Below are 15,232 nucleotides of genomic sequence, written 5' to 3'. Positions count from 1 at the left end.
CTCCCGGAATTCTTGTTATTCGAAAGGGCAACTCAGATCCCTTGTGGGAGCGAGCCTGCTCGCGAAGGCGGTGTGTCAGCCAACATGGATGTTGAATGTGCAACCGCTTTCGCGAGCAGGCTCGCTCCCACAGGGTTTGCGTAGGCTTTATTTCTTGTCGCGAATCGAGAAGTTGGCCATGTGTTCCAGACCCTTGATCAGCGCCGAGTGGTCCCAGTTGCTGCCACCGATCGCCGCGCAGGTGCTGAACACTTGCTGAGTGTTGGCGGTGTTCGGCAGGTTGATGTTCAGCTCCTTGGCGCCTTGCAGGGCCAGGTTCAGGTCCTTCTGGTGCAGGCTGATGCGGAAGCCTGGATCGAAGGTGCCTTTGATCATGCGCTCGCCGTGTACTTCGAGAATTTTGGACGAGGCGAAACCACCCATCAGCGCTTCACGCACCTTGGCTGGATCCGCACCGTTTTTCGAAGCAAACAGCAGCGCTTCGGCGACGGCCTGGATGTTCAGGGCAACGATGATCTGGTTGGCGACCTTGGCGGTCTGACCGTCGCCATTGCCACCGACCAGAGTGATGTTCTTGCCCATGGCCTGGAACAGCGGCAATGCGCGTTCGAAGGCATCGGCGTCGCCACCGATCATGATGCTCAGGGTCGCGGCTTTGGCGCCGACTTCACCGCCGGACACTGGCGCGTCGAGGTATTGCGCGCCTTTCTCGTTGATTTTCGCTGCGAAAGCTTTAGTGGCGGTCGGCGAGATCGAGCTCATGTCGATGACGATTTTGCCTTTGCTGATGCCGGCCGCAACGCCGTCGGCGCGGAACAGCACGTCATCGACCTGCGGGGTATCCGGGACCATGACGATGATGAATTCAGCTTCCTGCGCGACTTCGCGCGGGTTGGCCAGAGCGACGGCGCCAGCGGCAACCAGGTCGGCAGGCGCGGCGTCGTGGTGCGCCGACAGGAACAGGCTGTGACCGGCTTTCTGCAGGTTCGCCGCCATTGGGTGGCCCATGATGCCGGTGCCGATAAATCCGATTTTAGCCATGAGAAAATCCTCTTGTTTTTGTCTTGCTCAAGCAAATAGGGGGAGTTGCTTTTATGTGGGAGCGAGCCTGCTCGCGAATGCGATATGCCAGGCGCCACTGATGGTGAATGTGCCGGCCTCTTCGCGAGCAGGCTCGCTCCCACAGGGTTTTTGCAGTGTTCTTAAATCGCGTTGTGGGTTTTCAGCCAGCCCAGACCCGCCTCAGTGGTGGTCAGTGGCTTGTATTCACAGCCAACCCAACCCTGATAACCGATGCGATCAAGGTGTTCGAACAGGAAGCGGTAGTTGATTTCACCGGTGCCTGGTTCGTTGCGCCCCGGGTTGTCCGCGAGCTGCACATGGTTGATCTCGCCCAGGTGCGATTGCAGGGTGCGGGCCAGATCGCCTTCCATGATTTGCATGTGATAGATGTCATATTGCAGGAACAGATTGGCGCTGCCGACCTGCTCGCGAATCGACAGGGCTTGCGCCGTGTTGTTCAGGTAGAAGCCCGGAATGTCACGGGTGTTGATCGCTTCCATCACCAGTTTGATGCCCGCCGCTTGCAGCTTGTCGGCGGCGTACTTGAGGTTGGCGACAAAGGTCTTTTCAACGGTGGCATCGTCAACGCCCTGCGGACGAATACCGGCCAGGCAGTTGATCTGGGTGTTGCCCAGCACTTGTGCGTAAGCAATCGCCAGATCAACCCCGGCGCGGAACTCTTCAACCCGATCAGGCAGGCACGCGATACCGCGCTCGCCCTTGGCCCAGTCACCGGCCGGCAGGTTGAACAGCACTTGGGTCAGACCGTTGGCGTCGAGCCTGGCCTTGATTTCGGCAGAGCTGAAGTCGTACGGGAACAGGTATTCAACACCACTGAAACCAGCCTTGGCGGCGGCGTCGAAACGGGCAAGGAAATCCTGTTCGGTGAACAGCATGGACAGGTTGGCTGCGAAACGCGGCATGGTGGTCTCCCGTAAATCTTGTGAGGTTCCTCTCGTGGGAGCGAGCCTTCTCGCGAAAGCGGTCTGTCAGCCAACATCGGTGTTGGATATGAAGTCGTCTTCGCGAGCAGGCTCGCTCCCACAAGGAGAGCGGTCAGCAGTTAATCAAGCAGCGAAATCGCCGTTGGCGCATCGTTGCCGACCAGCGCCAGGTCTTCGAATTCGTTGACGGCGTTGATCTCGGTACCCATGGAGATGTTGGTCACACGCTCCAGAATGATCTCGACGATCACCGGCACCTTGAACTCTTCGATCATTTGTTCGGCCTTGCGCAGGGCAGGGGCGATTTCCGATGGTTCGAACACACGCAGTGCCTTACAGCCCAGGCCTTCGGCAACTGCGACGTGGTCAACACCGTAACCGTTGAGTTCTGGCGCGTTGAGGTTATCGAAGGACAGCTGCACGCAGTAGTCCATTTCAAACCCACGCTGTGCCTGACGAATCAGGCCCAGGTACGAGTTGTTCACCACGACGTGGATGTAAGGCAGTTTGAACTGAGCGCCGACCGCCAGTTCTTCGATCATGAACTGGAAGTCATAGTCCCCCGACAGGGCCACGACTTTACGGCTCGGATCGGCCTTGACCACGCCCAGTGCGGCCGGAATGGTCCAGCCCAACGGACCAGCCTGACCGCAGTTGATCCAGTGACGCGGCTTGTAGACGTGCAGGAACTGCGCGCCGGCAATCTGCGACAGACCAATGGTACTGACGTAGCAGGTGTCTTTGCCGAACACCTGGTTCATCTCTTCATACACGCGCTGCGGTTTGACCGGCACGTTGTCGAAGTGGGTCTTGCGGTGCAGGCTGGCTTTGCGCTGCTGGCAATCCTGCAGCCAGGCACTGCGGTTTTTCAGCTTGCCGGCCGCTTGCCACTCACGGGCGACTTCGATGAACACGGTCAGCGCGGCAGCGGCGTCGGACACGATGCCCAGATCCGGTGTGAATACGCGGCCGATCTGCGTGCCTTCGATGTCGACGTGAATGAACTTGCGACCTTCGGTATAGACGTCAACCGAACCGGTGTGACGGTTGGCCCAACGGTTACCGATACCCAACACCACGTCGGATTTCAGCATGGTCGCGTTGCCGTAGCGGTGCGAAGTCTGCAGACCGACCATGCCGACCATCAACGGGTGATCGTCCGGGATGGTGCCCCAGCCCATCAGGGTCGGGATGACCGGGATGCCGGTCAGTTCAGCGAATTCAACCAGCAGATCGCTGGCATTGGCGTTGATGATGCCACCGCCGGCCACCAGCAATGGACGCTCGGCCTGATCCAGCAAAGCCAAAGCTTTTTCAACCTGAACGCGGGTCGCGGTCGGCTTGGCCAGCGGCAGAGGCTGGTAAGCGTCAATGTCGAATTCGATTTCAGCCATCTGCACGTCGAACGGCAGGTCGATCAGCACCGGGCCTGGACGGCCGGAGCGCATTTCAAAGAACGCTTTCTGGAACGCGTACGGCACTTGGCCCGGTTCCAGAACAGTGGTCGCCCACTTGGTCACTGGCTTGACGATGCTGGTGATGTCGACAGCCTGGAAGTCTTCCTTGTGCATACGGGCGCGGGGTGCCTGGCCGGTAATGCACAGGATTGGAATCGAGTCGGCCGAGGCGCTGTAGAGCCCGGTGACCATGTCGGTACCGGCAGGGCCGGAAGTCCCGATGCACACGCCGATGTTGCCGGCCTTGGTGCGGGTATAGCCCTCGGCCATGTGCGAGGCGCCTTCAACGTGGCGAGCAAGGACGTGATCGATGCCACCGACTTTCTGCAAGGCGGAGTACAGCGGGTTGATTGCAGCGCCCGGAATGCCAAAAGCGGTATCAACCCCTTCACGGCGCATCACCAGAACGGCGGCTTCGATTGCTCTCATTTTGCTCATGGTTTTGTGCCTCTTTACGTTTTGTAATTGTATACAAGTGGCTTTGCGCAGAGTTTATTCACGGCGGACGGCGCAGGTCAATCCATTTTCTCAAGCGACTGTTTCATTCGTCGGAAGCCGGTTCTGCTGTGGCTTTTCGTCGCATGTGGCGCTTTTCGAGAATTATTGTATACAAAAAAATAACTCATTGTGTTCTATTTGTTGTATCGGACTGCGGCACTTAAGCGCAGCTCCACGACTTTCCCTATAACAAAATGAGGACGGCACCATGAGCGCTTTAACCTTGAAAGTCGCAGTCAACCTGGTCAACGAGGCCATCAGCGCAGGGCGGGGCATCAATGCCGCGCCGTTGACCATCGCGGTACTCGATACCGGCGGCCACCTGATCACCTTGCAACGCGAAGACGGCGCCAGCCTGCTGCGCCCGCAGATCGCCATCGGCAAAGCCTGGGGCGCGATTGCGCTGGGCAAGGGCTCACGCCTGCTGGCAGTGGATGCTCAACAACGCCCGGCGTTCTTCGCGGCACTCAACAGCACGGGGCAGGGCAGCGTCGTGCCGGCACCGGGCGGTGTGTTGATCCGCGATCAGGCGGGGAATTTGCTGGGTGCGATCGGGATTAGCGGCGACCTGTCGGACATTGATGAGCAGGTGGCGATCAAAGCGGTGCAGGCGCTGGATTTGAGGGCGGATGGGGGGGTGGCTGCTTGATCTTAAGCGTCTGACCGATAGTCATCGCTGGCAAGCCAGCTCCCACAAGGTTTTGTGTAGTTCACCCGTTCTGCGTTCAACACAAAAACCTGTGGGAGCTGGCTTGCCAGCGATGGCGGCCTGATGGACACATGAAGAAAAAAGACTAAGTCAGCCAGATGGATCACTGAGGTCTAGCCTTCTGATGAACTCATCATGAAGGGGCAATGGATTGCCTGATCTCCCCGCATCACATCGTCTGCGAGCCGGCCGTTATGCCGAGCCCAACAGAGTCTATCTACTGACAACCAATACACTGAATCGCGAGCCGGTTTTTGCCGATTTTGCGTTGGGTAGATTGGTAGTTCACCAATTGCGCCGGGCACAAGATCTTGGGTTGGCAAAATCACTGGCGTGGGTAGTCATGCCTGACCACTTTCATTGGCTCGTTGAGCTGGAGAGCTGCTCACTGCGCAAGCTGATGCGCGAGACCAAGTCCCTGATTACTCGGGAGGTGAATCTTTGTAGTGGCAGAAGTGGGCAGCTATGGCAACAGGGCTATCATGACCGGGCACTTCGAAAGGAGGATGATTTGGTGAAAATGGCGCGGTATATCGTCGCCAACCCACTGCGGGCTGGTCTGGTTGAGAAGCTGGGCGACTATCCGCTGTGGGATGCCATTTGGATTTGATCTGACACCGGGTTGCCCCTATCGCTGGCAAGCCAGCTCCCACAGGGACCAGTGTCGTTCACAGAATTTGTGTTCGGCACAGAAACCTGAGGGAGCTGGCTTGCCAGCGATGGCCGCGACTCGGTCTCAATCCGGCTCACACCCCTTCAACACCAACCGAGTTATGGTCTGCGCCGCCGCTTCATAATCCGCTTCATCCAGTTTGTCCTTGCCGGTGATCGCCGAGATCTGCCAGTCGAAGTCGGCGTAGGTCTGGGTGGCGGCCCAGATGCTGAACATCAGGTGGTTGGGGTCGATCGGGGCAATCTGGCCGCGGTCGATCCAGGTCTGGATGCAGTCGATGTTGTGCTTGGCCTGGCCGTTGAGCTGCTCGACCAGGTCGGCACTCAGGTGCGGGGCGCCGTGCATGATTTCGCTGGCGAACACCTTGGAAGCGAAGGGCAGGTCGCGGGAGATGCGGATCTTCGAGCGGATGTAGCCGCTGAGCACTTCGCTCGGCACGCCGTCCGCGTTGAACGGAGTCGAAGCCTGCAAGATCGGCACGATGATGCTTTCCAACACCTCGCGGTAGAGGTTTTCCTTGGACTTGAAGTAGTAGTAGACGTTGGGCTTGGGCAATCCTGCCTTCGCGGCGATGTCGCTGGTTTTTGTCGCAGCGAAGCCCTTGTCGGCAAACTCCTCACTGGCAGCACGCAGGATCAGTTCTTTGTTGCGCTCGCGGATTGTGCTCATAAACCCGGTGGTTCCTTGCCTGTTCTGGCGGTGGCGCATGGTAGCACCGGCCTCGCGCAGCGCTCAACAATGCCCCATGTGGCCTGCGGTCGCGTTATGCTTCGCAACATTCATACATAGAAGGAAACAGGATTCATGGCAGGAAGCAGTTTGCTGGTGCTGATCGACGATATCGCCGCCGTACTGGATGACGTTGCGTTGATGACCAAAATGGCCGCCAAGAAGACCGCCGGGGTGCTCGGCGATGATTTGGCGCTCAACGCCCAGCAGGTCTCCGGCGTGCGCGCCGAGCGGGAAATCCCGGTGGTGTGGGCGGTGGCCAAGGGCTCGTTCCTCAACAAACTGATTCTGGTGCCGTCGGCGCTGGCGATCAGTGCGTTCGTGCCGTGGCTGGTGACGCCGCTGTTGATGGTCGGTGGTGCGTATCTGTGCTTCGAAGGTTTCGAAAAGCTCGCGCACAAATTTCTGCACAGCAAGGCTGAAGATGACGCCGATCACGCGCAACTGAGCGCGGCCGTAGCCGATCCTGCGACTGATCTGGTGGCGTTCGAGAAGGACAAGATCAAAGGCGCGATCCGCACCGACTTCATCCTTTCGGCAGAAATCATCGCCATCACCTTGGGTGCTGTGGCTGGCGCCACGCTGACCCAGCAAGTGATCGTGCTGTCCGGCATCGCTATTGTCATGACCATCGGTGTGTATGGCCTGGTGGCCGGCATCGTCAAACTCGACGACCTGGGTCTGTGGCTGACCCAGAAGCCTGGGCAAATGGCCAAAAAAATCGGCAACGGCATTCTCGTCGCCGCGCCCTACATGATGAAGGCTCTGTCGGTGATCGGCACGGCGGCGATGTTCCTGGTCGGCGGCGGCATCCTGACCCACGGCGTGCCTGTGGTTCATCACTGGATTGAAAACGTCGGCGCAGCGGCGGGTAGCGCAGGGTTTGTGGTGCCGGTGCTGCTCAATGGTGTGGCGGGGATTATTGCCGGTGCGGTGGTGCTGGCGGTTGTGTCGGTAATCGGCAAGATCTGGAAAGCTGTGAAAGGCTAAAAAGATCGCAGCCTGCGGCAGCTCCTACAGGGTGTACTCCATCCCAATGTAGGAGCTGCCGTAGGCTGCGATCCTTTGATCTTCATGAAAAAAGGCCATTCGACTCGCATCGAATGGCCTTTTTTGTACCTGCCGAATCTACTCGGCAATCTGCAACTTGCGCGACTCGGTGTACACGTAGCGCACTTTCTCGTACTCGAACGGCGAGTTCAGCTGACCGTAGCGGAAGCCGGTCTGGTAGCGCTTGTCCACCGCGCGCAGGGCCCAGACTTCCGGGTGGTTGGAGCTGACTTCCGAGACGTTGAGGAAGTTGATCGCCGATTCGGTGGTGTAGTCCACGGCCAGACCTGCGGTGTCACGGAGGTTGGATGGGCCGAAAATTGGCAGGACGAAATAGGCGCCGCCCGGGACGCCGTAGAAGCCCAGAGTCTGACCGAAGTCTTCGTTCTGACGCGGCAGGCCCATGGCGGTGGCCGGGTCCCACAGGCCGGCGATGCCGATCGTGGTGTTGAGCAACAGGCGCGCGGTGGTTTCCATCGAGCGCTGGCCTTTGAACTGCAGCAGACTGTTGACCAGGTTCGGCACATCGCCAAGGTTGTTGAAGAAGTTGCTTACGCCGGTGCGCAGGAAACCTGGCGTGACGTAACGATAGCCGTCGACTACAGGCAGGAACACCCATTGGTCGAAGCGATAGTTGAAGTGGTAAACCCGACGGTTCCACGACTCCAGCGGGTCATAGACGGCCAGCGCATTGAGCGTCGAACGTTCGAATTCACGCTGGTCCAGGCCCGGGTTGAACTTGAGTTTGGACAGCGGTTCCTTGAAACCGTCACTGTCGACCACCACCGGTGCGTTGGCTTTGCTGTTGTCGGCCTGGGCCACGCCTGCACAGAGGAACGCTGCTACCAGCAGGAGATATTTAGCCACGGAAGAACTCCAGCATCGCGTCGCTGTTGACGCGGTAGTTAATGTTGCCGCAATGGCCGCCCAGTGGATAAACGGTCAGGCGATCACCGAAGGTCTTGCGCAGGAAGCCGAGGTCGCCCGGGCCGAGAATCACGTCGTCGGCGTTGTGCATCACCGCGATTTTCGGGCTGTCGTGCAGGTAATCCTTGAGTGCGTACAGGCTGACCTGGTCGATCAGTTGCAGCAGGCTGCCGCCGTCGGTGCGCGCGCGCCACATCGGAATGACCTGTTCGGTCAGGTAGCAATCGAAGTCGCATTGCAGCGCACGCTTGAGGAACGGCGTGAGGCTGGTGCCTTCAGTGATCGGGTATTTCGGCGGGGTGATCAGGCCGCGACGGTTGATCAGGTCCGAGGTAAAGGCAATGTCGGCTGCCGAGAAGCGGAACGAAGTGCCGATCAGCATCGCCATCTGCTCGTTGCTCAGATGCTGCTTGGACTGCTGGAAGTCGTAAAGCAGGGCGTCATTGAGATCGATGTAGCCTTTCTGCTGGAAGTAGCGGGTCAGCTTGGCCAGCACCAGTTCATAAAAGGTGGTGCTGTTGTTGATGCCTTTAACCTCGGTCTGCACGAGTTTGTCGAGGTTGGTGATCGAGGTGTAGAGATTGACGGGCGGATTGAGCAGCAGAACTTTCTTGAAGTTGAAGCTGCGTCGGGTCTCGTCCAGGTGCGCGACGAATGCGGCATCCAGCGCACCGAGGCTATAACCGGTGAGGTAATAGTCGGTGACCGGCACATCCGGATTTTGCGCCCGTACGGCCTGCATCACCCGGTACATGTCTTCGGCGTCTTCTTTGGTAATACCCGGCGTAGCGAAGCGGGACGCAGCGCTGATGAAGTCGAAGCTGGTCGGTGAAGACAGCTGCACGACGTGGTAGCCGGCCTTGTAGTAGAGCTTTTTCAGGTATTCGTTGAGCGTGCTGTCGAAGCGCGCGCCGGTGCCGGCGATCAGGAAGATCAGCGGCGCGGGTTTGTCCTGTTCGGCGATGCGGTAGGTCAGCTTCTTCACCGGCCAGAAGTTGTCCGGCAGGATGAACTCGCGCTCCGGACGCAGAGTGACGCTGCGGTCCGATTGATTGATGTCGTCGTCCAACGGCAGTTCCGGGCGCAAGTCCGGCGGAGTCGTGGCGATGGTCGCCTCGAACGGGTTGGTCAGGGGATAGCCATAACTGGCGGCGTCGATATCCACCGCCAGTGCGGACGCACTCAAAATAAGGCCGCTAAACAGCGCGGCGAAGCGCAAGGAATGGAGCATGACTGGATCCCTAAGAGGAAGGTGCCGAATGAAGTTCGCAGGCTATGACCACCGCGCTTGCGCCAAAGTGCCATGCCGCGGCACCAAACAGGCAGAATTCGGAGTAATAGTAGCTGGACGATACACTTTGCACTGATTGGATGACTAGTTAACAGTTGTTATTGCTTGCGTATGGTTGGCGGCGGATTAAGCTGGCCGCCGATTTCCGAAGATTGGAGTGCTTCATGTCCCGCCGCTTGCCCGTGATTCTGTTACTCGTTTTGTTGCCATTGTGGCTGGCCGCCAGCTACGGCGCGCGTTATGGCTTCATGGAGGATGGCAAATGGGTGGGGATTTGCGTCGATGAGGCCAGCCGTTGGGAATGTCAGCTGCGAGCCAATCTTGGGCTGATGATTCACTTCAAGGTATTGGGCTGGGCGGCACTGAGCTGTGCGCTGATCGGTTTTGTCGTGCCGGGGCGGGCAGGGTGGTGGTTGGCGGTGTTGGCGCTGGTGTTCGGGCTGCCGGCACTGGCGTTGTACAACACGACGTTGGCGGTGTTTGCCGGGGTGATTGCGGGGCTGCGTCTCGTCCGGGCGTCCCGTAGCGCATAACGGTCAGTCATCGCGGGCAAGCCCGCTCCCACAGGGTATTGGGGAACACCCAGATCTAATGTGGGAGCGAGCCTGCTCGCGAAGAGGCCGGCACAAACGCTGAAGATCAGCGGGTGCGAACGCGAAGGCAGCGCCACAAAGCCACAACCATCAACCCGCTGACCAGTGCCCAACCCCAGGCCTGCTGATTCTGCATGCCTTCCAGATACAACTGCGGTGCAATGCCGGCGCCTATGATGAACGTCAGCAGAGCAATCTCCCGACGCGGCACGTTCACCGGTCGGCACAGATAAACCAGCGCCGGCAGCACAAATGCCATGCTGGCAAAGCTGCGATAACGTGCATCGAACACCATCTCGAGCATCATCACCGCCGCCGCAAATCCGGCGGCCGCCACCAGCCATCCGGCACGCCGTTCCAGCAGATTGAAGATGCGCTCACGCCAGCCCGTACGAGCGCTCAGGGTCAGCGCAGCATGCGCCAGCACCAACAGATTCAAGGCCGTCAGCAAGCCCACCCACAGCCATTCGCTGGCAAATCGTGTGGTCACAAATGCCAGATCACCCCAGGCCCCGATCGAGCAAGCGGCGAGGGCGCCCAACAGCGGCAGCACCAATGCCGAGCGCGTATTGCGCACCCGACCACCGAGAAACAGGGTGCCAAGGAAAATCAGACCGCCGACCGCCAGCCACTGCTTCCAGTGCGGCACGTTCGTCACCGGCCCCGCGAGTATGCCTTTGTCCTGACGGTCGGCATCGAACAGCCCCCAATACCCGCCAACCGCGCCTTCACTGGCACGCTTCCATGGCTGATCGAAAGCTTCGATCAGGTTGTAATGCCAGCCTTCTTTCTCGGCCATGGCAACAAAACCACGAATGAACTTTGCTTCGTTGACCCGGCTCGGCAGTGCCGTCTCGCGCTGGCGACCTTCACTCGGCCAGCCGGTTTCGCCAATCATCACGTCCTTGGGCGCGAACTTGTTGCCGAATACCTGGCGCACCTGCGCCACATGCTGCAGCGCCGCATCGATATTCGACGGATCGTCTTCCCAGTACGGCAGCAAGTGAATGGTCAGGAAATCCACCGCTGGCGCGACTTCCGGGTGCTTGAGCCAGAATTCCCAGACATCGGCGTACGTCACCGGTTGTTTGATCTGACTTTTGACCTTGTTGATCAGCTTCACCAGCTGTCCGCCGGTGACTTCCTTGCGCAGCAACACTTCGTTGCCGACGATCACCGAGCTGACCACGTCCGGGTTGGCGTTGGCCGATGCGATCAGTAGGTCGACTTCCTTCTCGCTGTCCACCGGGTTGCTGTTGACCCAGGCGCCGATCATCAATTTCAGGCCATGTTTACGCGCCAGATCCGGCAGTGCTTCAAGGCCGGTCATCGAGTAGGTGCGGATGCATTCGAAGCGGGTGGCGAGCAGGGCGAGGTCGGCGTCCATGCGCTCCGGGCGCAACTTGAACGGTACGTCGAATGGCGACTGGTCTTTGTCGAACGGGGTGTAGGAGGCGCATTGCAGCTTGTGCGTCGGTGTCGCGGCGTCCGGCAGGATCACCGGTTTGCCGAGGCCATACCAGAAGCCGCCGAAGGCAAACAGTCCGAGCAGGCAGGCGAAGAGATAAGGGAGAAAAGGAAAGCGGGACGTCGCGGACATGGTCAGGCCGAGTGGCTGCAAAGCGACGCATGTTACCTGCATTTATCCGGCGGTAGGGGGCTCGCATGATTTTGACATGCAAAGTTCGGGCGGATTATTTGGCGTCATTTATATAGACGTGGTTAATGGCCTTCTAATGTCGTTTCTCGTTGCCTTGAGGTCGCTGGCAGAGCAGGTCGCCTCGGGCGTCAGGTTGATGATCGAAGTCGTCAGTAACCCTTATTGATAAATCGCGCTGATGTTCGAATGAGTGTGCGGTCGGGCGTGATGGGGGCGCTGTGCACCATAACAATACGTTGACGATGCCCGGCATCCGTCGGGCGCAGCATTTCGGGGAAGTAACGATGAAGATGCGACGACTTTTAAGCGCAGGTGCCGTTCTGGCGCTTGCGATGAGCTCCACTTTCGCCAGCGCTGAAAAACAGACCCTGAACATCGGTTACGTTGACGGCTGGTCCGACAGCGTCGCGACCACCCACGTGGCGGCCGAAGTGATCAAGCAGAAACTCGGCTACGACGTGAAACTGCAAGCCGTCGCCACCGGGATCATGTGGCAAGGTGTGGCCACCGGCAAACTCGACGCCATGCTCTCGGCCTGGCTGCCGGTAACCCATGGTGATTACTGGACGAAGAACAAGGATCAGGTCGTCGACTACGGCCCGAACTTCAAGGATGCAAAAATCGGCCTGATCGTGCCGGAGTACGTCAAAGCCAAATCCATCGAAGACCTGAAAACCGACGACACCTTCAAAAATCGCATCGTCGGCATCGATGCCGGTTCAGGTGTGATGCTCAAGACTGATCAGGCGATCAAGGACTACGGCCTCGACAAATACTCGCTCAAGGCCAGTTCCGGCGCCGGCATGATCGCCGAACTGACCCGCGCCGAGAAGAAAAACGAATCCATCGCCGTCACCGGTTGGGTCCCGCACTGGATGTTCGCCAAATGGAAACTGCGCTTCCTCGACGACCCGAAAGGCGTTTACGGTGCAGCTGAAACCGTGAACAGCATCGGCAGCAAAGAGCTTGATGCCAAAGCGCCGGAAGTGGCGAAGTTCCTGAAAAACTTCCAGTGGGCCTCGAAAGACGAAATTGGCGAAGTGATGCTGGCGATTCAGGACGGTGCAAAACCTGACGCCGCCGCCAAAGCCTGGGTAGCCAAGCACCCGGAGCGCGTGGCTGACTGGACTAAATAACCTGATATAGCTTTTTCACCGCGAACCCTGTGGGAGCGGGCTTGCCCGCGATAGCGGTCTGTCAGTTGGCTAATCAGTCGACTGGCATGACGCAATCGCTGGCAAGCCAGCTCCCACAGTTTTTTATATGTGCTTGAGAATGGCAAAGCTGTCATGGCGTTCTACTACTAAGGTCGTCTGGAACCTGTCTCGCAGCCGCATACAGTGGATATCGTTCCAACAATAATCTGTGCTGCGAGGATAAAAACAATGAACGACAGCATTTACCTCTCGATTCAAAACAGTCCCCGATTCAAGGAACTGGTTAGCAAGCGAGAAAAGTTCGCCTGGATTCTTTCAGCGATCATGCTTGGGCTTTACTCCGGTTTCATCCTTCTGATTGCTTACGGGCCGCATCTTCTGGGCGCGAAGATCAGTCCTGAGTCCTCCATTACCTGGGGCATTCCTATCGGTGTCGGGCTGATTCTTTCGGCCTTCATCCTGACCGGCATCTACGTAAAGCGCGCCAATGGCGAGTTCGACGACCTGAACAATGCGATTCTCAAGGAGGCTCAGCAATGATCCGGCGTCTACTGGCTCTATTGAGCGTTGCAGCTTTCGCACCGGGTGCCTGGGCGGCTGATGCCTTGACCGGTGAGGTGGCCAAGCAGCCGCTGAACATTCCCGCAATCCTGATGTTCGTGGCATTTGTCGGCGCCACTTTGTACATCACCTACTGGGCCTCGAAGAAAAACAACTCCGCGGCCGACTACTATGCAGCGGGCGGCAAGATCACCGGATTCCAGAACGGTCTGGCAATTGCCGGTGACTACATGTCGGCGGCGTCCTTCCTGGGGATTTCCGCGCTGGTGTTCACCTCCGGCTACGATGGCCTGATCTACTCGATCGGCTTCCTGGTGGGCTGGCCGATCATTCTGTTCCTGATCGCCGAGCGTCTGCGTAACCTGGGTAAATACACCTTTGCCGACGTGGCGTCCTACCGCCTCGGGCAAACCCAGATTCGCTCGCTGTCCGCCTGCGGTTCGCTGGTGGTGGTGGCGTTCTACCTGATCGCGCAAATGGTGGGTGCGGGCAAGCTGATCCAGCTGCTCTTTGGTCTGGATTACCACGTTGCGGTGATTCTGGTCGGTGTGCTGATGTGCATGTACGTGCTGTTCGGCGGCATGCTGGCAACCACCTGGGTGCAGATCATCAAGGCTGTGTTGCTGCTGTCGGGTGCATCGTTCATGGCACTGATGGTGATGAAGCACGTCAACTTCGACTTCAACACGTTGTTCTCCGAGGCGATCAAGGTGCACGCCAAAGGCGAAGCGATCATGAGCCCGGGCGGTCTGGTCAAGGATCCGGTTTCGGCATTCTCGCTGGGTCTGGCGTTGATGTTCGGTACCGCTGGCCTGCCGCACATCCTCATGCGCTTCTTCACCGTGAGTGATGCAAAAGAAGCCCGTAAGAGCGTGCTGTACGCTACCGGGTTCATTGGCTACTTCTACATTCTGACGTTCATTATCGGCTTCGGCGCGATCCTGCTGGTCAGCACTAACCCGGCCTTCAAAGATGCTGCTGGCGCGCTGTTGGGCGGCAACAACATGGCGGCGGTGCACCTGGCCAACGCGGTCGGCGGTAGCATCTTCCTTGGCTTCATCTCGGCGGTTGCCTTCGCGACCATCCTTGCTGTAGTGGCAGGTCTGACCCTGGCGGGTGCTTCGGCGGTTTCTCACGACCTCTACGCCAGCGTTATCAAAAAGGGCAAGGCGAACGAGAAGGACGAAATTCGCGTTTCGAAGATCACCACGATTGCCCTGGCGGTGCTGGCGATTGGTCTGGGTATCCTCTTCGAGAGCCAGAACATTGCGTTCATGGTTGGCCTGGCGTTCTCCATCGCGGCGAGCTGTAACTTCCCGGTACTGCTGCTTTCGATGTACTGGAAGAAGCTGACGACTCGTGGGGCGATGATTGGTGGCTGGTTGGGTCTGGTCAGCGCTGTTGGCCTGATGATTCTCGGCCCGACCATCTGGGTGCAGATTCTGCATCATGAGAAGGCGATCTTCCCTTATGAGTACCCGGCGCTGTTCTCGATGATCATTGCGTTTGTGGGGATCTGGTTCTTCTCGATCACTGACAAGTCGGCGGCTGCGGACCGGGAACGTGCGTTGTTCTTCCCTCAGTTTGTGCGTTCGCAGACAGGGTTGGGGGCGAGTGGGGCGGTTTCGCACTAAGGCTTTTGGATTGATTGGGTAAGTTGAGTTAGACAGAAATGCCCCGGTCGAGAGATCGGGGCATTTTTTGTGGGCGGTTATCGGGCTTGGGCTGTTTTTGGATTGTGGCGAGTTTGCCCCTCACCCCAGCCATCTCGGCTTTTAATCTTTTGCCCTCTTCGGCAGACCGTGCTTCGGGGGGGGGGCAAAGCTAATGTTTGCTTATCGGCGCCTGGGAAAGTGAGTCGCTGTAAGAGCAAAACCGCCAGCGGCGGCACCCGCAGCAACGGATATGCCCACAAACCAAA

Annotated in this window: 14 protein-coding genes; 7 read left to right on the top strand and 7 right to left on the bottom strand. The window is 58.5% G+C overall.

The window, feature by feature from the left end; genetic code table 11:
• Window positions 1–147: 147 nt before the first annotated feature.
• From JJD74_RS01255 to gcl, 3 genes are all read right to left on the bottom strand, one after another.
• The gene (locus tag JJD74_RS01255; protein ID WP_042558274.1) at window positions 148–1,041 is read right to left on the bottom strand and encodes a 2-hydroxy-3-oxopropionate reductase; all 894 of its coding nucleotides are present in this window, start codon (window positions 1,039–1,041) and stop codon (window positions 148–150) included.
• Between the two features lie 161 nt (window positions 1,042–1,202).
• Window positions 1,203–1,985 (bottom strand): hydroxypyruvate isomerase, encoded by a 783-nt coding sequence (gene hyi, locus JJD74_RS01250; protein ID WP_016987505.1) that lies wholly within the window; start codon window positions 1,983–1,985, stop codon window positions 1,203–1,205.
• Window positions 1,986–2,125: 140 nt separating this feature from the next.
• Window positions 2,126–3,901 (bottom strand): glyoxylate carboligase, encoded by a 1,776-nt coding sequence (gene gcl, locus JJD74_RS01245; protein ID WP_200610760.1) that lies wholly within the window; start codon window positions 3,899–3,901, stop codon window positions 2,126–2,128.
• Window positions 3,902–4,169: 268 nt separating this feature from the next.
• Here gcl and JJD74_RS01240 point away from each other — a divergent pair, with 268 nt between their 5' ends.
• Both JJD74_RS01240 and JJD74_RS01235 read left to right on the top strand, forming a co-directional pair.
• On the top strand, window positions 4,170–4,610 hold the full coding sequence (locus JJD74_RS01240) for a GlcG/HbpS family heme-binding protein (RefSeq protein ID WP_115147802.1): 441 nt from the start codon (window positions 4,170–4,172) through the stop codon (window positions 4,608–4,610).
• A 211-nt stretch (window positions 4,611–4,821) separates the two neighbouring features.
• A complete protein-coding gene (locus JJD74_RS01235; RefSeq protein ID WP_200610757.1) occupies window positions 4,822–5,280 on the top strand; it encodes an REP-associated tyrosine transposase in 459 nt (152 codons plus the stop codon).
• Window positions 5,281–5,406: 126 nt separating this feature from the next.
• On the opposite strand, the gene JJD74_RS01230 is transcribed toward JJD74_RS01235, so the two are convergent.
• Window positions 5,407–6,012, bottom strand: coding sequence for a TetR/AcrR family transcriptional regulator (locus JJD74_RS01230; protein ID WP_047300297.1), 606 nt, complete (start codon window positions 6,010–6,012; stop codon window positions 5,407–5,409).
• A gap of 135 nt (window positions 6,013–6,147) precedes the next feature.
• On the opposite strand from JJD74_RS01230, the gene JJD74_RS01225 reads away from it, so the two are divergent.
• On the top strand, window positions 6,148–7,062 hold the full coding sequence (locus tag JJD74_RS01225) for a DUF808 domain-containing protein (RefSeq protein ID WP_200610752.1): 915 nt from the start codon (window positions 6,148–6,150) through the stop codon (window positions 7,060–7,062).
• 138 nt (window positions 7,063–7,200) lie between these two features.
• Here the strand turns inward: JJD74_RS01225 and JJD74_RS01220 are convergent, their stop codons facing one another.
• Together JJD74_RS01220 and JJD74_RS01215 are read right to left on the bottom strand one after the other, a co-directional pair.
• Window positions 7,201–7,989, bottom strand: coding sequence for an MlaA family lipoprotein (locus tag JJD74_RS01220; protein ID WP_047300299.1), 789 nt, complete (start codon window positions 7,987–7,989; stop codon window positions 7,201–7,203).
• On the bottom strand, window positions 7,982–9,280 hold the full coding sequence (locus JJD74_RS01215) for a serine/threonine protein kinase (protein ID WP_042558282.1): 1,299 nt from the start codon (window positions 9,278–9,280) through the stop codon (window positions 7,982–7,984). The genes JJD74_RS01220 and JJD74_RS01215 overlap by 8 nt, the downstream gene beginning before the upstream one ends.
• Window positions 9,281–9,504: 224 nt before the next feature.
• On the opposite strand from JJD74_RS01215, the gene JJD74_RS01210 reads away from it, so the two are divergent.
• Window positions 9,505–9,873 (top strand): hypothetical protein, encoded by a 369-nt coding sequence (locus JJD74_RS01210; protein ID WP_200610751.1) that lies wholly within the window; start codon window positions 9,505–9,507, stop codon window positions 9,871–9,873.
• A gap of 106 nt (window positions 9,874–9,979) precedes the next feature.
• Here the strand turns inward: JJD74_RS01210 and JJD74_RS01205 are convergent, their stop codons facing one another.
• Window positions 9,980–11,575 carry a glycoside hydrolase family 17 protein gene (locus JJD74_RS01205; protein WP_200610750.1) on the bottom strand — a complete coding sequence of 532 codons (1,596 nt, stop codon included), beginning with the start codon at window positions 11,573–11,575 and terminating at the stop codon, window positions 9,980–9,982.
• Between the two features lie 302 nt (window positions 11,576–11,877).
• Here JJD74_RS01205 and JJD74_RS01200 point away from each other — a divergent pair, with 302 nt between their 5' ends.
• The 3 genes from JJD74_RS01200 to JJD74_RS01190 all read left to right on the top strand — a co-directional run bounded on the left by JJD74_RS01200 (window position 11,878) and on the right by JJD74_RS01190 (window position 14,945).
• Entirely contained in the window at window positions 11,878–12,729 is an 852-nt protein-coding gene (locus tag JJD74_RS01200) for a glycine betaine ABC transporter substrate-binding protein (protein WP_042558285.1), read from the top strand.
• A gap of 249 nt (window positions 12,730–12,978) precedes the next feature.
• Window positions 12,979–13,290, top strand: a complete 312-nt coding sequence (locus JJD74_RS01195) for a DUF485 domain-containing protein (RefSeq protein WP_042558286.1) — start codon at window positions 12,979–12,981, stop codon at window positions 13,288–13,290.
• Window positions 13,287–14,945 (top strand): cation acetate symporter, encoded by a 1,659-nt coding sequence (locus JJD74_RS01190; protein WP_042558287.1) that lies wholly within the window; start codon window positions 13,287–13,289, stop codon window positions 14,943–14,945. Before JJD74_RS01195 ends, JJD74_RS01190 begins: the two co-directional genes overlap by 4 nt.
• Window positions 14,946–15,232 lie beyond the last annotated feature (287 nt).

The sequence above is a fragment of the Pseudomonas sp. MF6776 genome, from assembly GCF_016613125.1.
In the GTDB taxonomy this organism is placed as follows: Bacteria; Pseudomonadota; Gammaproteobacteria; order Pseudomonadales; family Pseudomonadaceae; genus Aquipseudomonas; species Aquipseudomonas iridis.
The sequence above is the reverse complement of the archived record's forward strand: the minus strand, read 5'-3'. Positions and strand labels throughout refer to the sequence as shown.